Source organism: Synechococcus sp. GFB01, from assembly GCF_001039265.1.
Classification (GTDB): Bacteria; Cyanobacteriota; Cyanobacteriia; order PCC-6307; family Cyanobiaceae; genus NIES-981.
In genome coordinates this window covers 1-17684 of sequence record NZ_LFEK01000036.1, presented here as the reverse complement: position 1 = coordinate 17684, position 17684 = coordinate 1, and the positions used below count along the sequence as shown (strand labels likewise).

The window sequence follows — 17684 nt, the reverse complement described above, 5'->3', positions numbered from 1 at the left end:
TGCCTGCCCCCNGCTGCTCGACGACGGGCTGCAGCACTGGCGCCTGGCCCGTGACTGTGACATCAGCGTGCTCGATGGCCGCCATGGTCTGGGCAATGGCCTGGTCTTCCCGGCGGGCCCGCTGCGGGAGCCGGCTGATCAGCTGGGTCGCGCCGATCTGCTGGTGCTCACCGGCCCCGCCGCTTCGGAACTGGCCGTGCCGCCCCCGCTCTGGCCGGCGGGGAAGCCTTGGTTCCGCCTGGCCGGCTGGATCGAGCCACCGGCCCGGCTGATCGGCGTTCCTCTGCTGGCCTTCTGCGGCATCGGACTGCCCGCCAAGTTCTTTGCGGCTCTGCGGCAGGCGGGTCTGGAGCTCGCTGCCGCGGCAGGTTTCCCCGACCACCACCCCTATGCTGCCTCTGATCTGGAGCGCCTGCAGCGCCGTGCCGACATCCATGGCGCCACGTTGGTGACCACCGTGAAGGACTGGCAGCGTCTGCCGGATGGGTGGCGTGAGAAGGTTGTGGCGCTTCCCCTGGTGCTCGATTCCCGGATGGTGGAGGCGATCACCTCGGCAGCCCTGGCCAGGATGGCTCCCCGCAGGCTGGAGATCCCTGAATGACCTCGGTCACTCCCACGCCGTGCCGCATCCTGCTGGTGGCTGGCGAGGCCTCCGGTGATCTGCATGGCGGCCATCTGGTGCAGGCACTGCGTCAGCGTCGCCCTGCTGCCGAAGTGGTGGGCGTGGGCGGCGCCCAGCTTCGCGCCGCCGGCATGGAGATCCTGATCGATGTGAACAGGCTCTCGGCGGTGGGGCTGGTGGAGATCGCCGGAAGCATCCCTCGCCACTGGCGGGTGATGCGGCAGCTCAAGCAGCAGATGGAGCGGCACCGCCCCGATCTGGTTGTGCTGGTCGATTACCCGGGCTTCAACCTGTTCGTGGCCAGGGAGGCCCACCGCCGCGGCATCCCGGTGTTCTTCTTCGTTGCTCCGCAGGTCTGGGCCTGGGGCCAGGGGCGGGCTCGGAGCATGGCCGCTTCATCGACCGCCTGGCGGTGATCTTCCCCTTCGAGGAGGCCATCTTCAACGCCCACGGCCGCCGCTTCGCCACCTACGTGGGCCACCCCCTGCTCGACGGTCTGGAGGTGAGCCGCGATCGGGTGGCGACCCGTCGCGTTCATGGATTCAGCGATGCCCAGTCGCTGCTGGTGCTGATGCCCGGCAGCCGCCGCAGTGAGGTGCGTCTGCTGCTTCCGGCGATGCTGCGCGCGGCTGAACGGCTCAAGCGCGACGGCTGGCAGGTGGCCCTGGTCCAGGCCCCCACGGTTCCGGAGAGCTATCTGAGGCATGTCGCCGGCGGCAGGCTGCCGGTGCCGCTGATCAGCGGTGACACCTACAACCTGCTGGCGGCTGCCGATGTGGGTCTGATCGCCTCCGGCACCGCCACCCTGGAAGCCGCCCTGCTGGGCTGCCCGCCGGTCATCGTCTATCGGTTCTCCTGGTTCACCTACCTGCTGGCCAGGCTGGCGATCGGACGCCGCGCGATCGGGCTGCCCAATGTGGTGCTTGGACGGGCGGCCTTCCCTGAACTGATCCAGCGCCAGGTGCAGCCGGCCCGGCTGGTCGAGGCGGTGTGCGACCTGACGTCCCGCTCCGACCAGAACCGGCAGCTGGTGGCCGAACTGCGCTCGAGAATGGGAACAGCGGGTGCCTCAGGCCGCGCGGCAGACCTGATGCTCGAGCTGCTGCCATGACCAAGCCGTTGATGCCGCGCTTCATCGCCTACGGGAGGCGCTATCTGTGGCCCCTGTTCAGCCTGGCGCTGCTGCTCAACGTGCTGTACAGCGCCTCCACCGGCTTTGTGCCGTTGGTGATCCGCTTTCTCTTCGACGACATCCTGCCCTCCAGGGACAGGGGCAGCCTCTACCTGGCCCCGGCCGCGATCGTGGGGGTGATCGCCTGCGGGGCGTGTCCCAATTCCTGGGCTCTTACCTCACCGAATCGGTGGGCCAGCGGATCACGGCGGATCTGCGTACCGACATGGCGGCCAAGGTGCTCGAGCTTCCCCAGGCCTATGTGGATCGTCACCCCTCCACCGTGCTGGTGTCGCGGGTGCTGAGCGATGTGAATCTGGTGAAGTCGGGGCTGGTTGACGGTCTCTCCTCGATGGTGAAGGACGGCCTGACGCTTCTGGTGCTGGTGATCGTGGCCTTCTACCAGGACTGGCTGCTGTCGCTGATCGCCTTCATCGTCTTCCCGCTCGGGGTTTTTCCGGTGCTCCGCTCCTCGAAGAAGGTGCGTCGCCATTCCCGCAAGGGTCAGACCCGTCTGGCCCAGTTGGCTGCCTTTCTGCAGGAGGCGCTGGTGGGTTCCCGGGTGGTGCGGATCTTCGGCATGCAGGCCTACGAACTGGATCGCTTCCAGAAGGAGAATCGCTCGGTGCTGGCCGCGGCGCTGCGCACCACGCGGGCCAAGCTGATCAATCAGCCGCTGATGGAAGTGCTCGGTGCCGTGGGCCTCAGTGCGGTGCTCGTGTACGGGGGCGAAACGGTGATGGCCGGGAGCCGCACCACCGGCAGTTTCCTGGCTTTCCTCACCTCCCTCTACCTCTGCTATGCCCCGTTCAAGGGCATCGCCAAGGCCAACGCCACCCTCCAGCAGGGCCTCTCTGCGGCGGAGGAGCTGTTCGCCATCCTCGACATTCCTGTCGATCCGATCGATCCCCCCCGCCCGCTTCGCCTCGATGGGTTCCATGAGGCCCTCAGGGCCGAGGCGGTGAGCTTCGCCTACGACCAGGAGCCCGTGATCCAGGGCCTCGACCTGGAGGTTCCCTGCGGCAGCACCGTGGCCCTGGTGGGCCCCAGCGGCGGCGGCAAGAGCACGATCATCGATCTCTTCTGCCGCTTCCATGATCCCCAGCAGGGCCGCCTCACCATCGACGGCATCGATCTGCGCCAGGTGGCCCAGGCCAATCTGCGGGAGCTGATCTCGGTGGTCGATCAGAACACGTTTCTGTTCAACGACACCGTGGCCAGCAACATCGCCTATGGCCACGCCGAGGCGTCGCCCGAAACGATCGAGGCGGCCGCCAGGGCGGCCAATGCTCACGACTTCATCGTGCAGCTGCCGCAGGGTTACGACACCCCGATCGGCGAGAACGGCACCATGCTCTCCGGCGGGCAACGGCAGCGCATCGCCATCGCACGGGCGCTGATCAAGAACGCCCCGATCCTGTTCCTCGACGAGGCCACCTCGGCCCTGGATTCGGCCTCCGAGCAGGTCGTGCAGGAAGCGCTGGATCGGTTGATGCAGCACCGCACCACCCTGGTGGTGGCGCACCGGCTCTCCACCATCGTCCATGCCGACAGGATCTGCGTGATCCAGGGCGGCAGGCTGGTGGAGTCGGGCACCCACGCCCAGCTGCTGGCTCGCGGCGGCCGCTACGCAGCCCTATTTTCGACCCAGTTCGCCAGCGCGGCTCCGGCATGACCTGTGCTCCCAGCCCCGCAGGCCGTGCCGCCTACGACGCTGCCGACTGGTCCAGCGCCTTTCGCAACGTCGAGGAGGAACTGAGCGACGTGCCGCTCGAGCCNGCGCGCGGTGCCATACCCGCGGAGCTGGAGGGCACCCTCTACCGCAACGGTCCCGGCCGGCTGGAGCGGGCCGGTCACTGGGTGCATCATCCCTTCGATGGCGATGGGATGATCACGGCGGTGCGATTCTCCGCAGGCAGGGCCCGGCTGCGTAATCGCTTCGTTCGCACGCAGGGCTGGCTGGCGGAGGAAGCGGCGGGCCGGTTCCTCTATCGCGGCGTGTTCGGCACCCGGAAGCCCGGCGGGCCCCTGGCCAATGCCTTCGATCTGCGTCTCAAGAACATCGCCAACACCCATGTGGTGCGGCTGGGTGATCAGCTGCTGGCCCTGTGGGAGGCGGCTGAGCCCCATGCCCTCGACCCCGAGACCCTCGAAACGCGCGGCCTCACGCGCTTGAACGGTCTGTTGCAGCCCGGCGAGGCGTTCAGCGCCCATCCGCGTTTCGACCCCGGTCATCATGGTGCCCCCGCCATGGTGACCTTCGGGGTCCGGACCGGGCCGCGCAGCACGATCCGGCTGATGGAGTTCGCCACCGAGGGCCCCGAGGCCGGCCGCCTGCTCAGCGACCGGCGGGACAGCTTCACCGGCTTCGCCTTCCTGCACGACTTCGCCATCACCCCCAACTGGGCGGTGTTTCTGCAGAACGCCGTGGCCTTCAATCCCCTGCCCTTTGTGCTGGGGCGCAAAGGTGCCGGCCAATGTCTGCGCTCGCAGCCCGGCGGCCGGGCGAAGTTCTGGCTGATCCCCCGCGATTCCGGTGCCTTCGCGGGCAGCTCGCCGCGCGTGCTGGATGCTCCGGACGGCTTCGTGTTCCACCACCTCAATGCCTGGGAGGACGGCGATGCGGTGGTGGTGGAGAGCATCTACTACAGCGATTTTCCTTCGATCGGCCCCGACCAGGATTTTCGCGCCGTCAACTTCGATCTGATCCCGGAGGGTCTGCTGGAGCGGTGCCGGATCGATCTGGCCGGTGGGGAGGTCAGCACCATGCGGCTGAGCGAGCGCTGCTGCGAGTTCGCGATGGTGAATCCATCCCGTGAAGGTCTTCCCTCCCGCTACGCCTGGATGGCGGTGGCGGAGCGTGAAACGGGCAATGACCCGCTCCAGGCGATCAAGAAGCTGGATCTGGTCAGCGGCGAGCGGCGGATCTGGAGTGCCGCGCCGCGCGGCTTCGTGAGTGAGCCGCTGATGGTGCCGCGGCCGGGTGCGGCCGGTGAGGACGACGGCTGGGTGCTCTGCCTGGTCTGGAACGGTGCCCGCCGCGCCAGCGATCTGGTGATCCTCGACGCCGCGGATCTGCGCGAGCAGGCGGTGCTGGAACTGCCCCTCGCGGTGCCCCATGGTCTCCACGGGAGCTGGGTGGCTGCGCCCTGAGCGCTCGGAGCCTCCCGGATCTCAGGAGGCGAGCAATGCCCGCAATCGGCCCTCGAGGGCCTGGAAGGCTCGTCCCCGGTGACTGATACGGCCCTTGAGGGCCTTGTCCATCTCGGCATAGGTCAGGCCTGTGCTGGGCACGAGGAACACAGGGTCATAGCCGAACCCCCCCTGCCCGCGTGGGGTGTCCAGGATCACACCTTCGCAGGCCCCCTCCACCTCCAGCCGCACGGTTCCTGAGGGATCGGCCACGGCCAGCGCAGCCGTGAAAGCGGCACGGCGGTCGGCGTCCTCCCCATGGCTGATCGCCGTCGCGCTGGTCGCCTCGAGTTCCCGCAGCAGCCGCTCGATGCGGGCGGCATCGCTGTCGGCATAGCGGGCCGAGTGCACCCCTGGGGCACCACCCAGGGCCGCCACGCTCAGGCCGGAGTCGTCGGCCAGAGCCCAGCAGCCGGTGGCGCGGGCCACGGCCTCGGCCTTGAGCCGGGCGTTCTCGGCGAAGCTGCTTCCGGTCTCCTCGACCTCCAGCCCCTCCGGCTGGGCACGGATCTCCACACCCAGGCCGCTCAGCAGCTGGGCGAACTCGCGCACCTTGCCGGCATTGCCGCTGGCGATCACCAGCACCGTGGGAGCAGCGTGGGCGGCCATGGCGACGGTGGCTCAGATGGTTTCGGCGAACTGGCGTGCCCACGCCAGCACCGCATCCACCCGCTCGCCGCTGGGGGCCTCGCAGTAGAGCCGCAGCAGCGGCTCGGTGCCCGAGAAGCGCAGCATCAGCCAGTGGCTCGGCCCCAGCCGAAGTTTCACGCCGTCGGTGGTGATCAGCTCCTGCACCGGCGCCCCGGCCACCTCGGCGGGGGGCGATTCGGTCAGGCGCGCCTCCAGCCGGCGGCGGGCGGCCATGTCGGGCAGGCGCAGGTCGAGCCGGTCGTAGCTGGCGGCGCCGCCGTGGGCCTGCTGCAGGGCATCGAGGCGCTCGCCCAGGGGCACGCCCCCTCCACCAGGGCCTCGATCAGCAGCAGCGCCGCAAACGGGGCATCGCGCTCGGGCAGGTGCATGCCGAAGCCCACCCCGCCCGATTCCTCGCCGCCCACCAGCACCTCGCCGGCCAGCATCTCGGCGGCGATGTACTTGAAGCCCACGGGCTTCTCCAGCACCGGCCGCCCCAGGCTCTCGGCCACGAGCTGCATCAGGTCGGAGCCGCTCACGGTCTTGATCACCGCGCCGGGCAGCCGGCGGGCCCGGGCCAGGTGGTCGATGAACAGCGGCATCAGCAGCTGGGTGCTGCAGAAGCGGCCGCGTTCGTCGATGGCGGCGATGCGGTCGCCGTCGCCGTCGAACACGATCCCCATCGCCGGCCGGCCGGCGGCGGTGCTGGTCTGCACCGCGGCGATCAGCTCGGCCAGGTAGGGGGCCAGAGGTTCGGGCGGGTTGCCGCCGAACAGGGGGTCACGCTCGGCGCGGATCTCACGGATGGCGCCGCTGGCCACCGCCTCCTGCCCCAGCAGGGCGGGCAGCACCCCGGCGGCCGAACCGTGCATCGGATCCACGATCACCGTGAGTCCGAGTCGCTCCAGGCCGTCGGCCAGGGCGGTCGTGTCCACCTTGCCCCGCAGACCGCTCACGTAGGCCCCCTGGGCATCGAATCGAGGCTCGCCCCCGGCGCTGGCGGGATCGGCACGCTGATGCCGCCTGCCGCCAGCCGCTGCTCCACCCGCTGGGTGAAGTCGCCCTCCACCGAGCCGCCGAAGGGGCCCTTGATCTTCAGGCCCAGCCATTCGGGTGGGTTGTGGCTGGCGGTGATCACCAGGGCCCCCAGGGCGCGGCGCTCCACCACGGCCCAACTGGAGGCGGGGGTGGGCGTGGGGGAATCGGCCAGCAGGGGCTCCAGATCCACACCCCGCACGGCGCTGCAGATCGCCTCGGCCAGCTCCGGAGCCAGGAAGCGACGGTCGTAGCCGATCACCACCTCGCGGCTCTCCAGTGCGGGTGGGGCTGAATAGGCCAGCTCGGCAGCCGCGGCGGCGGCCACCGGCAGCAGCCGTTCCACCGTGATATCCACGCCAAGGATGCCGCGCCAGCCATCGGTGCCGAAGGCGATCGGGGCTGCCTCCAGGGGCAGGGGGGCAGAGGCCATCGGGGAGTCTTGCGGGCCGGGCCCACGATTCTGCTCCGGCAGGGTGGCAGGCCAGCCCTAGCGTGGCGCCATGGTGCAGGAGGTGATCACCGACCGGCTGCTGCGCAGCTGGCTGCGCTGCCGACGCCGGGCCTGGCTCGATCGCCACGGGGAGCCTGACCAGCGGCTCTGGACCGCCCACCGCGCCCTGGCGCTCAGCGATCAGCTGGCCAGTTTCCAGAGCCTGCTGCCCGAGCGGCCCGCTCACGGCGAGGTCGCCTGCGCGGAAGGTGCGGCCGGCGTGGTGGGGCTGCGGCTGCGCGGCAAGGGCCCCGATGACCTCCCGCTGGAGGCCCACCCTGCGCTGCTGGAGCGGGTGGCGGGAGCGAGCGCCTGGGGCGATCACGCCTACCGCCCGGTGCTGGGGCGCCAGGGCCGCAATCTCACCCGCGAGCACCGGCTCGTGCTGGCCCTGTGGGCCGGTGCTGGCGGAGCGCCAGCGGGCGCCGGTGCCCCACGCCCTGGTGGTGGCGGGGGCTGGGCGGGGCTTGCAGCGCGAGCGCCTCACCCTCTCCCACGGACTGCAGGGCCAGCTCGATGAGGCGCTGTCGCGGCTGGCGAGCGATCTGGAGCGCCGGGACCCCCTCCCCCTGGTGGCCGATCGCCGCAAATGCGTGCTCTGCGGCTGGCGGGGCCTCTGCGATCGGGAGGCTGCCCAGCAGGGGCATCTCAGTGAGGTGAGCGGCATCGGCGGCAAGCGCCGCGAACTGCTGCTTGAGCAGGGGATCGCCAGTCTGCCCCAGCTGGCGGCCACCGATCCGGAGCGGCTGGCCGAGGCCCTGGCCGTGCATGGCGACCAGCATCGCGACATCGCGGCTGAGCTGGTGGCCCAGGCCCGTGTGCAGGCCAGCGGCAGGCCCGAGCGCCTCGGGCCTGCCGCTGGCGACGGCCCGCTGCCGGAGCTGGCCACGGCACCCGGCCTGCTGCTCTACGACATCGAATCGGATCCCGATGCCCGCGACGACTTCCTGCACGGCTTCGTGATGCTGCCGGGGTTGCCGTCGGGCCATCCCGACGGGCCCTGGCCGCGCCGGCCGGACGCCGGCTGGCGCTACCAGCCGCTGTTGGCCATGCAGGAACATGGCCAGGCGCGCCTCTGGTCACGGCTCAGCCGGCTGCTGGGTCGCTATCCCGCCTGGCCCCTGCTCCACTACGGCGAAACCGAGGCGATCGCCCTGCTGCGCCTGGCCCGCCGCCAGGGGGCGACGGAGAGCGAGCTGCAGCAGCTGAAAGCCCGACTGGTGGATGTCCATGCCCGCCTGCGGGCCCACTGGCGACTGCCTGTGAACAGCTATGGCCTCAAGGCCGTCGCCGGCTGGCTGGGGTTCCGCTGGAGTCAGCCGGGGGTGGATGGGGCCCGCTGCCTGCTGTGGTGGCGCCAGTGGCGCCGCGACGGCGGCGTGTCGCGGTTGCGGCGCATCTTCACCTACAACCGCGACGACAATCTGGCCACCTGGGCGGTGGCGCGCTGGCTGCTGGATCAGGAGCCCTGACCGTGGCCGGTCAGCGGAGGCTCCCTGAACAGTTCCGGCTTCGAGAGCGTGATGGTGGCGGAACGGGGGCCTTCGCCCGCCCGGAGTTGCGTCAGCCCGAGAGCCTGGCGGCGCACCAGCGCCAGGCCGATCCGATCGCCATTCTCCAGCTCCAGCACTGAACTGATCCTCCCCAGCCGCTCCGGCATGGGCCCCTGACCTCCGGAGCCGTGCTCCGGGGCCAGACCCAGCTCCTGGCCCGCCAGCGGCGGCGCCTGCCCAGCCGAGCGGGACCAGTGCCAGCGGCGCAGCTGCTGTTTCACGCCGTCGTAGGTGGCGAGCCGGGCCAGGGTCTCCTGGCCCACGTAGCAGCCCTTGCTCAGACTCACACGCGCGGCGAGCCCCAGCTCGAAGGGGTTGTGATCCTCGTTGAGCTCGCCGGGTGTGGCCGGAAGCCCCAGCTGGATGCGCCAGCGCTCCTGTTCCGGGCTGCTGAGCGGGGTGCGCTCGCTCCACGCTCCGGGCTGCCGGCCGGATGGCCCAGGGTCAGCCGCCCGCAGCAGCAGGGCCATGCCGAGGGGACCACTGCCCAGCTGCCAGCCCTGGTCCTCCGGCAGGGGCTCCCAGCTGCCGGCCATCGACGCGGGCAGGGTTTCCCCCCTGCCGGCCACCGCGGTCAGCAGCCAGGCGGGCTGCACGGGGCCGAGCTGCACCCGGTCGGCGGGGAACAGCACCCGATCGAGCGCCTCACGCACCTGCTGAGCGTCGCCAGCGGTCACNGCCAGCCAGGCTCCCGTGGCATCCACCAGCACGTCNGCCAGGGAGCGCAGCCTGGCCGTGGGGCTGATGCAGCAGGTCTGGATCCACTGACCCGGGCAGGCCAGTTCGATGGCGGCGCTGGTCTGGCCATGCAGGAAACGGCGGCTGTCCTCGCCCTCGAGCCGGATCAGACCCACAGCCTGGCGGGCGCAGGCCGGGTTGTCGGGACGCCAGCTCCAGGGGCTGGTCATGCCTGCGCACCTGCCGGGGTTGCCGCTGCAGCACTGAAGCCGGCGACCTCCTCCAGCAGGAAGAGACTGCGCAGATCGAGGCCGGCGGCGCGCATCGCCTCCTGCCCCCCCTCCTGACGATCCACGATCGCCACCACCCGGTTCACCACGTAGCCGGCCTGCCGAAGCTGGTTGACGGCCTTGAGGGAGGAGCCGCCGCTGGTCACCACATCCTCCAGAACGGTGACGGTGCTCCCGGCCGCGGGCAGGGGACCCTCCAGCCAGGCGCCGGTCCCATGCCCCTTGGCCTCCTTACGCACGATCAGGGCATCGAGCGCTCGGCCCTCGAGCGCCGCCCGCATCGCCACGGCGCTGACCAGTGGATCGGCCCCGAGGGTGAGGCCTGCGACGGCCGCGGCTTCCGCCTCCACCAACTGCAGCATCTGGGAGCCGAGCAGGGCCAGTCCCTCGCCGCTGAGGCTCACCGGCTTGCAGTTCACGTAGTGGTGGCTGCTGCGGCCCGAGGCCAGGGTGAACTGGCCGTGCCGATAGGCCTGCTGGGAGAGCAGTGTGAGCAGCCTCGCCCGCATCGAGGCGGGATCGGCAGGCAGGGTGATCACGGCCAAGATGGTGCGGCGGGCGAATCTTGCCTAGTTTGCGTGCATCCTGACCATCTTCCCTCCTCCTGCAGCGATGGACTTCAAGCTGTCTGCGCGCCATGGAGTTCCGCTCCCACCTCTCTCTGCCGGGGTGGCACTTGCCGCCGCCTGCCTCGCACCCTTTCTGCTGACCGCCTCTGCCCTGGCGGGCCCTGTGGTCTGCACCACAACACTGGAAGCCCCTGCGGGTTCCGGCGAGGGCGGTGCTCTTGAGACCTCCGGCCCGGTGGAGGTGACCCGCTGCGCCGCTGTCGAGACCACCCCGGAGCTGTTGCAGCGGCGCCTCTACAGCTGGACGTCCCCGTTCGCTCCTGGGATTTCGCTCAGGAACCAGATCACGGATCTGTTCGGGATCGCCAGGGGAGGCATCGACGGGAACCGGCGGATGGGTCTCGGGTTCCCCGATCAGACGATCGTGTGGGACGGCACCGCCGTGCAGAACACCGTGCGCGGCCTGATGGAAGACCAGAGTGATCCGGTGCCGTGGCGCACGGCCGACGTGAACAACTGCTTCAACGCCAGCCTCGGAATCAGCTGCAGTGGGCCGAGCCCCTGGCAGAACGGCGGCGCCAGCTGGAACCCGCCGGTGCGCGCTCTGTGGTAAACCCCGGTGCCTGGGGGTCTAGCAATCTGGTGAATGCAGCGGACTCATAATCCGCCGAAGGCGAGTTCGATCCTCGCGACCCCCATCGCTTCGCGCCTGCTCCGCGACCCATGACACCGACGGGCCCGCTGTGATCCAATTGACGGCCCTGGCAGTTCTGCTGGCCCTGCTGGCCTTCTTCGCCGCCGCGGAGTTCGCCCTCATCGGAATCCGACCCAGTCGGGTGCAGCAGCTGGCTGACGGAGGTCTTGCTGGCGCTGCGGCGGTGGCCCGTCTGCAGTGCCGCCTCCGTCGTGTGCTCGTGGCGACCCAGTTGGGCTCAGCACTGGCGCTGGTGGCTCTGGGCTGGGCAGGCCGCGGCCTGGCCGAGCGGCTTGCCGCCACCCTGGGCTGGCAGCAGGCCAGCCTGGATGCTGGCGTTTTTCTGGTGCTGGTGCTTTTGGCCACGCTGCTGGGAGGGCTTGTCCCCAAGGCATGGGTTCTCCATCGACCCGAGGCCTCGGCCCTGCAGCTGGCCCCCCTGCTGGAATCCTTCAGTCACACCCTGGCCCCCCTGCTCTCGCTGATCGAGCGTCTGGGCACTGGCCTGTTGCGGCTCCTGGGTCTGCCCCGCAACTGGGATGAGCTGGTGCCGGTGCTGTCGGCCGGTGAGCTCGAAACCCTGATCGAGTCCGGCAGTGTCACCGGGCTGATGCCCGATGAACGCAACATCCTCGAGGGCGTGTTCTCCCTGCGCGATACCCAGGTGAGGGAGGTGATGGTGCCCCGCTCGCGCATGGTCACCCTGCCGGTCGATGTCACCTTCGCGGCTCTGATGCGGGAGGTGCATGCCACGGCCCATGCCCGCTTCCCCGTGATCGGCCAGTCGCTCGACGACGTGCGTGGGCTGCTCGACCTCAGGCGCCTGGCCGATCCGATCGCCCGCGGCCTGCTCGCTCCGGAGAGTCCGCTGGCTCCCTACATCACACCGGTGGCCCGGGTGCAGGAGAGCACCTCACTGGCCGATCTGCTGCCCCTGATCCGCAGCGGCCAGCCTCTGCTGGTGGTGGTGGATGAACACGGTGGCACCGAGGGGCTGGTCACCGTGGCCGATCTCACCAGCGAGATCGTCGGTGAGGATGACAATCCCCTCGAGCCCGACGCCGATCTGCAACCGCTTGCGGAGGGCTCCTGGTCGGTGGCGGGTGATCTGGAGATCTTCGAACTCAATCGTCAGCTCGGCCTGCAGCTGCCGGAGGCGGAAGGGCATCACACCCTGGCCGGATTCCTGCTCGAGCGGCTCCAGCACATCCCTGCGCCCGGTGAAGGTCTGCGCTGGAAGGGCTGGCAATTCCAGGTTCTGGCCATGGATGGCCCGCGCATCGACCGCGTGCGGATCGATCGGCGTGCTTCTGCAGAGGCCTGATCATCGATAATGCGCACGACCATGGATGCCTGGCCATGAACCCGGTTCGCGTGGGGGTCATCGGCATCGGCAACATGGGATGGCATCACGCCCGCGTGCTGAGCCTGCTCAAGGATGCCCTGCTGGTGGGTGTGGCGGATCCAAACGAGGCTCGCGGCCGCCTGGCCACCGAGCAGTTCGGCTGCCGCTGGTTCCCCGATTACACCGCCATGCTCGGCGAGGTGGAGGCGGTGTGTATCGCCGTGCCCACGCTGCTGCATCACCGGGTGGGTCTGGCCTGCCTGCAGGNCGGGGTGCATGTGCTGATCGAAAAACCGATCGCCGCCAGTCAGGAGGAGGCGGCCGACCTGATCCGCGCCGCCGAGTCCGCCGTACGGTTGCTGCAGGTGGGGCATATCGAGCGCTTCAATCCCGCCTTCCGCGAACTGCTGAAGGTGGTCGCCGGCGAGGAGGTGGTGGTGCTGGAGGCCCGGCGTCACAGTCCCAATGCCGATCGCGCCAACGACGTGTCGGTGGTGCTGGATCTGATGATCCATGACATCGACCTGGTTCTGGAGCTGGCAGCCTCACCGGTCGTGCGGGTGGCAGCGGCCGGTGGTCGCAGCGCCGAGGGTCCGATCGACTACGTCAATGCGACGCTCGGTTTCTCCAATGGGGTGGTGGCCAGCCTCACGGCCAGCAAGATGGCCCACCGCAAGATCCGCAGGCTCTACTGCCACTGCCGCAACAGCCTGATGGAGACCGATTTCCTCAACCACAACCTGCGTATCCACCGCCGCTCCCACGAATCTGTCAGCGCCGAGCATGGCGAGCTGGTGTACCGCAATGATGGCTTCATCGAGGAGGTGAGCACCACCTCGATCGAGNCGCTGTATGCCGAGCTCGAGCACTTTCTCCGCTGCGTGAGGGGTCAGGAGATCCCCGCCGTGGATGGACTGCAGGCGTCGCGGGCTCTGCAGCTGGCCGATCTGATCGAGCAGTGCGTCGAGCAGCCCAATCTCTGCATGACCCTGGATCAGCCGCTCTAGCCGACCCAGGGGATCAGCAGCGGATCAGCTGATCTCGGTCAGCTGACGCAGGGCTTCCAGCTGCCAGCGCCGACAGGCTGCCGGAGAGGAGCGGTAGAAGCGATCCCAGGCCGCAGCCTTGTGCTCCGGGTAGTCGGCCGGCGGAATCGCCGGGTGGCTCTGCTGCCACCCCACCCGCACGGCATGGCCGATCACCACATCGAGGGCCAGGTCGTCGTCGAGGTAGACCTGCGGGTTGGCCCCCACGAAGGCCACCAGGGTGAGCAGGGCCTCGGTGCAGAGCTGGCGGTATTCCGGGGCCTCGATCTTGCCGAGCAGCTGATCCACCAGGGTGGCAAAGTTGCGTTCCCCCGGGGTCTTCTCACTGAGCAGAGGCACACTCCTCAGTCGGTTGCGCTTCTCGAGCTTGTCGCCGATCACGATGNCCTGGCAGTGGTGCAGCAGATCCCAGATGCCGGCATAGAAGTTGCNGGGCACACGACCCAGGGCCCCGAGCCGCTGGCGATGCTGCAGCCAGCAGCCGCCACAGGGCAGCTCCTCCAGTGGATCGGGCACGTCCCAGCGCACCCGCCCGCTCACATGCAGCTGTTCCTTGCGTTGCAGCGCGGCACGGGCGTGGTCCACATCCGCGAGGAGCTGCTTGAGGCGGCGGCGGATGGCATGGGGTGGCAGGCTGCAGAGCTGCTCGAAGGCATCGATCGAGGAGAGATCCCGCTCCCCCGCGAGCTCGCCGGTGAGCAGCAGCAGCAGCTGGCCCAGCTGCAGGGTGAGACTGCCGCTGAGCAGGTCGGGCTCATGGCGGACCAGGCCATCGAGCGCCAACAGCAGTTCCTGCTGCAGCATCCACTCACGGCCATCCTCGCCGCTGAAGCGGCGGATCATGGCGGCGATCGTGGCGCTGCCCTGGGGTTCGCTGATCAGCGAGTCGCTCGTGTAGTTGCGGCCGACCACCACCTGCTTCTGGCGCACCAGCAGGTCGGTGAGGGCATCCTCCAGCTGTGGGTGCACCAGACCCATCGAACCGGCCACCCGCCGCACCACGCTCCAGTTCCCGCTGCTCAGGGCACGGTGGTACACCTCCTGCAGCAGATCCTGAAGCCGCACAGGCTGTCCCTCCGCGGCATCGGAGCAGGACGGCCCGTGCAGACGCGCATCGGGCCCCAGTCGACGGACCAGCTGCTCGAGCACCTCGCCCTGCTCCTCCAACGAGGTGCTCAGCCAGAGGCGATCGGCCAGCTCGCCGATGCTCAGGTCGTCGCGTTCGAGCTCCTGCTCCTCGTCGGCGCTGAGCGGTGGATGCGGGGTGGAGGCCCGCAGGGGCGTCGCCGGCATCGAGCCCGGGTTCGCTTCAGGACCCGCCGGCCGATCGGGCAGTGTCACCCAGCTGGCCTGATCGATCAGCTCTCCCAGGCACGCCAGCTGCACCGCCACGCCGTCGATGACGCCGCTGCTCAGGGCGTGCCCGAACCTGATGAAGGCCTCCGGGCCGTTGCCGAAGGCCGCTTCACTCACCGGAATCAGCAGCAGCGGCGCTCCCGGGCCACGCCAGTGGCGCTGCAGCAGCCGCAGTTCGGTGGCCACGCTGTCGATCAGCTGCTCGGGGTCATCCGCCAGGTAGAACGTATCCTCCTCCAGCACGGTGGGCAGGAAGGCCAGGCGCTCCTCCCCCCGCTTCCAGCTTCGTTGACGCTGGAGCGGAAGCGATACAGACGGGCGGTGGCCATGGTTTCCATCCGGACGGGGGGATGGCCGCTGAGGCCCAGCCGGGGGTTCGCTCCCACCCGCGCCATGCGCCGGGCCAGCTCACGGGAACTGGCGATGCGCACGCCGCTCTCCGTCGCGGCCTCCTCGAGGGCGAGGGGTAATCCCGCTGCGCGTAGCTGGGCGGCGATCCCCGCATGGGCTGGAACCANGGCGACCAGCACCTGGTCGGCCCCGAGCTGCTGGCAGTGCCGACGACCGGAGGGATCGAGATCCTCGGGGCTGATCAGGCCGTGCAGCAGGAGATCGCCAAGCCAGGTGAGGCTCTGGGTCCAGAGCAGCGGCACGTTGGGGTTGGCGATGCGGTTCTGGCTGCCGGGCTGGCGGCGTTCGGCCTCGATCGCCGCCTCCGGCACCACATAGAGCTCTGGCAGCAGCGCCTCGCCGTCCACCTCCACGCTCACGGCCGCGAGCCGTTCACGCCACTGGCGGGCCTCCTGCCAGCGTTCCTCGCAGCAGGCCGTGATCAGCTCGTAGGCCCAGAAGAGCGGCCATTCGCATTCGATGTGCTCGAACTGGGCCAGCTCCTCGCGCTCGTAGTGCAGGCGGGTGTGATCCTCAAGCACGGTCTGGTGGCCGTCGCGGCGGAAGCGCTTGTAGCCGTAGCGGCCGCCCAGCTCGGTGCGGATCTTGGTGCGGGTGCGGCCGGCCAGCTGGGGATCCTCCACCGCCCAGGCGGGGTAGCCGATCACCGCCAGGCAGGCGGCATCCACCTCCTTGCTGGCCGATTCCCTGGGCAGCAGCGCCCGCAGAGCCCGCCGCAGGCGCACGATCGCGTCATGGGGGATGACCAGGCAACAGCTGCCATCGCCATGGGGGCCGAAGAGGTCGAGGCCTTCGAGCGCCTCCAGGGCCGCCTTGACCAGACCGATCGAACTGGCGTTGCGTTCCGGCAGGCCGTGGTTGCCCTTGTCGCCCCGCTCCCAGATGCCGTAGTCGGCCACCCGGTANGCCCGGGCCACGTAATACACCAGGTTCTGAACGAAGTCGACCTCATGGCGGCTCCGCACCACCACCAGGCCCGCACGGGCGAGCTGGGCCAGCTGGAGCAGGAACAGCGCCGTGGCGTCGAGCTGGAGATGCCCCCAGCCATCGTCGGGCACTGCGGGTTCACCGCTGGATGTGTCGAACTTGGCGTGGATGGCGTCCAGCCGATCGAGGCTGCGCTTGAAGCGCTCCACCTTGTGAGCCTGGCGGAGCATGGCGGTCATCAGACCGCGCATCAGCAGGAGCACCCGCTGCTCCAGCTCGAACACCCGCCGGCTCTCTCCCCGCAACCGTCGATGGGCCATCGCCAGGCCCCAGACGCACTGAATCGTGTACACCCCGTCGCGGACCCAGGCGTCGCCGTAGTTGCCGTGCACGGTGTGGGCCGTGCTGGCCGGCAGCAGGCCGCTGATCGGATGCTGGCGGGCGATCACCANCCGCTCGATCTGCCGGTCGATCCTCTGGAGGATGGCCCAGGCATCGGGGCTCGGGAGGGTCTCGGGGCCTGAAGCCGCACGTGCCGCGGAGGAGAGCATCGCCTGACCCGAGCAGCCATAGATTCTCCCCTGCGGCGGCANCCCTCATGGCAGCAACGGCAACCGAACCTCGGCGCGCCAGCGTTCTGGGGGTTCCGGTGGATGTCTGCCCGGATGTGCTGGCGGCCGCCGTGGCCCTCTGGCGGCGGGGCGGCGGCCAGATCGTCACCCTCAACGCCGAAATGACGATGGCGGCCCGAAGCGACCCGGCCCTCGGGGCAGCGATCGCCTCAGCCGCGCTGGTGATCCCCGATGGTGCCGGCGTGGTCTGGGCTCTTGGCCGGCAGGGTCTGCGGGTGCGTCGCAGCCCCGGGATCGAGCTGGCCTGGGCCCTGCTGGCTCAAGCCGCCAGCCAGGGCTGGCGTGTGGCACTCGTGGGGGCTTCACCAGCGGTGATGGATCAGCTCGTCGCCCGCTTGCGCCAGGAGCTGCCTGGCCTCCAGCTGGTGTTCAGCGCCCATGGATACCAGAGCCCCGACTCCTGGCCGGCTCTGGGGCAGCAGCTCCTGGCGGCCTCTCCGGATCTGGTGCTCGTCGCTCTGGGGGTGCCTCGCCAGGAGACCTGGATCCAGCGTCTGCCCGGCCGCCGCGGCGGCCTCTGGATGGGCGTGGGAGGCAGTTTCGATGTCTGGGCAGGCGTCAAGAAAAGGGCCCCCACCTGGATGGGAGCCCTGCAGATCGAATGGTTGTACCGCCTGCTGCAGGAGCCGAGCCGCTGGCGGCGGATGCTCGCCCTGCCCTCCTTCGCCTGCGCGGTGATGAAGGAGCGCTGAGGAGAAAGGCCGACAGCTCAGCGGAATCCCACGGACGCCTGCCACACGAAGGCGAGCAGCAGGAAGAACAGGGGGATGATCGGCAGGATGTCGATCAGCGGTGCGAAGGCCTGATAGGCCTCGGGGAGCTGGGCCAGGGTATGAAGGGCGTAGGCGGCCATCCCGGAATCGGCTGATCGTGAGGCGGACGCTACCACGTGTGCGATGCCGCGGAGCCGGGTTCCCAGGGAGCGAAATCCTCTGCAAAGCAGCCCTCTCGGATCGCCTGCGCCATGGCCAGGCTGAAGCGGATCAGCTGGGTGATGTTGTGGAGACTCAGCAGGGTTCTGCCCAGCATCTCCTCGCTGC

The 17684-nt window shown here is 69.6% G+C and carries 12 protein-coding genes, 1 tRNA gene and 5 pseudogenes; 11 read left to right on the top strand and 7 right to left on the bottom strand.

All coding sequences use genetic code 11. The features are described from left to right. Window positions 1-13 precede the first annotated feature (13 nt). The 5 genes and pseudogenes from lpxK to SYNGFB01_RS05955 all read left to right on the top strand — a co-directional run bounded on the left by lpxK (window position 14) and on the right by SYNGFB01_RS05955 (window position 4946). On the top strand, window positions 14-601 hold the full coding sequence (gene lpxK / locus SYNGFB01_RS05970) for a tetraacyldisaccharide 4'-kinase (RefSeq protein WP_082325897.1): 588 nt from the start codon (window positions 14-16) through the stop codon (window positions 599-601). Then, window positions 598-1733 (top strand): annotated as a pseudogene (gene lpxB / locus SYNGFB01_RS16275) (lipid-A-disaccharide synthase). The gene lpxK and the pseudogene lpxB overlap by 4 nt, the downstream one beginning before the upstream one ends. After that, window positions 1730-2098 carry a hypothetical protein gene (locus SYNGFB01_RS15295; protein WP_235299950.1) on the top strand — a complete coding sequence of 123 codons (369 nt, stop codon included), beginning with the start codon at window positions 1730-1732 and terminating at the stop codon, window positions 2096-2098. The pseudogene lpxB and the gene SYNGFB01_RS15295 overlap by 4 nt, the downstream one beginning before the upstream one ends. Beyond that, window positions 1984-3468: an ABC transporter ATP-binding protein gene (locus SYNGFB01_RS05960; RefSeq protein ID WP_235299956.1), complete on the top strand. Its 1485-nt coding sequence runs from the start codon at window positions 1984-1986 to the stop codon at window positions 3466-3468. Before SYNGFB01_RS15295 ends, SYNGFB01_RS05960 begins: the two co-directional genes overlap by 115 nt. After that, window positions 3465-4946, top strand: coding sequence for a carotenoid oxygenase family protein (locus SYNGFB01_RS05955; RefSeq protein WP_048017327.1), 1482 nt, complete (start codon window positions 3465-3467; stop codon window positions 4944-4946). Before SYNGFB01_RS05960 ends, SYNGFB01_RS05955 begins: the two co-directional genes overlap by 4 nt. Before the next feature lie 21 nt (window positions 4947-4967). On the opposite strand, the gene rdgB is transcribed toward SYNGFB01_RS05955, so the two are convergent. Then, on the bottom strand, window positions 4968-5594 hold the full coding sequence (gene rdgB, locus SYNGFB01_RS05950; protein ID WP_048017326.1) for an RdgB/HAM1 family non-canonical purine NTP pyrophosphatase: 627 nt from the start codon (window positions 5592-5594) through the stop codon (window positions 4968-4970). A 12-nt stretch (window positions 5595-5606) separates the two neighbouring features. Continuing rightward, window positions 5607-7083 (bottom strand): annotated as a pseudogene (locus SYNGFB01_RS05945) (phosphoglucomutase/phosphomannomutase family protein). 70 nt (window positions 7084-7153) lie between these two features. Between SYNGFB01_RS05945 and SYNGFB01_RS05940 the strand changes: the two are divergent. Then, window positions 7154-8615 (top strand): annotated as a pseudogene (locus SYNGFB01_RS05940) (TM0106 family RecB-like putative nuclease). Here the strand turns inward: SYNGFB01_RS05940 and SYNGFB01_RS05935 are convergent. Together SYNGFB01_RS05935 and pyrE are read right to left on the bottom strand one after the other, a co-directional pair. Beyond that, complete coding sequence (locus SYNGFB01_RS05935; RefSeq protein ID WP_048017325.1) at window positions 8603-9604, bottom strand: folate-binding protein YgfZ; 1002 nt, start codon at window positions 9602-9604, stop codon at window positions 8603-8605. The pseudogene SYNGFB01_RS05940 and the gene SYNGFB01_RS05935 sit on opposite strands and share 13 nt — an antisense overlap. Beyond that, window positions 9601-10173, bottom strand: coding sequence for an orotate phosphoribosyltransferase (pyrE, locus tag SYNGFB01_RS05930; protein ID WP_048017348.1), 573 nt, complete (start codon window positions 10171-10173; stop codon window positions 9601-9603). The genes SYNGFB01_RS05935 and pyrE overlap by 4 nt, the downstream gene beginning before the upstream one ends. 160 nt (window positions 10174-10333) lie before the next feature. Here pyrE and SYNGFB01_RS05925 point away from each other — a divergent pair, with 160 nt between their 5' ends. The 4 genes from SYNGFB01_RS05925 (at window position 10334) to SYNGFB01_RS05910 (ending at window position 13279) form a co-directional block, all read left to right on the top strand. Continuing rightward, window positions 10334-10846, top strand: coding sequence for an Occludin/ELL family protein (locus SYNGFB01_RS05925; RefSeq protein WP_152669552.1), 513 nt, complete (start codon window positions 10334-10336; stop codon window positions 10844-10846). 12 nt (window positions 10847-10858) lie between these two features. After that, a tRNA-Ile gene (locus SYNGFB01_RS05920) sits at window positions 10859-10931 on the top strand. A gap of 48 nt (window positions 10932-10979) precedes the next feature. After that, window positions 10980-12251 (top strand): hemolysin family protein, encoded by a 1272-nt coding sequence (locus SYNGFB01_RS05915; RefSeq protein WP_048017346.1) that lies wholly within the window; start codon window positions 10980-10982, stop codon window positions 12249-12251. A 35-nt stretch (window positions 12252-12286) separates the two neighbouring features. Continuing rightward, complete coding sequence (locus tag SYNGFB01_RS05910) at window positions 12287-13279, top strand: Gfo/Idh/MocA family protein (protein ID WP_048017324.1); 993 nt, start codon at window positions 12287-12289, stop codon at window positions 13277-13279. A 24-nt stretch (window positions 13280-13303) separates the two neighbouring features. Here the strand turns inward: SYNGFB01_RS05910 and SYNGFB01_RS05905 are convergent. Further along, window positions 13304-16612: pseudogene (locus SYNGFB01_RS05905) on the bottom strand (glycoside hydrolase family 15 protein). On the opposite strand from SYNGFB01_RS05905, the gene SYNGFB01_RS05900 reads away from it, so the two are divergent. Next, window positions 16611-17336: a WecB/TagA/CpsF family glycosyltransferase gene (locus SYNGFB01_RS05900; RefSeq protein WP_048017323.1), complete on the top strand. Its 726-nt coding sequence runs from the start codon at window positions 16611-16613 to the stop codon at window positions 17334-17336. The pseudogene SYNGFB01_RS05905 and the gene SYNGFB01_RS05900 overlap by 2 nt on opposite strands. Before the next feature lie 17 nt (window positions 17337-17353). Here SYNGFB01_RS05900 and SYNGFB01_RS05895 read toward each other — a convergent pair whose 3' ends face one another. Together SYNGFB01_RS05895 and SYNGFB01_RS14165 are read right to left on the bottom strand one after the other, a co-directional pair. Then, the gene (locus tag SYNGFB01_RS05895) at window positions 17354-17497 is read right to left on the bottom strand and encodes a photosystem II reaction center protein K (protein ID WP_048017150.1); all 144 of its coding nucleotides are present in this window, start codon (window positions 17495-17497) and stop codon (window positions 17354-17356) included. A gap of 29 nt (window positions 17498-17526) precedes the next feature. After that, window positions 17527-17684 (bottom strand): annotated as a pseudogene (locus tag SYNGFB01_RS14165) (queuine tRNA-ribosyltransferase family protein); the annotation flags it as partial.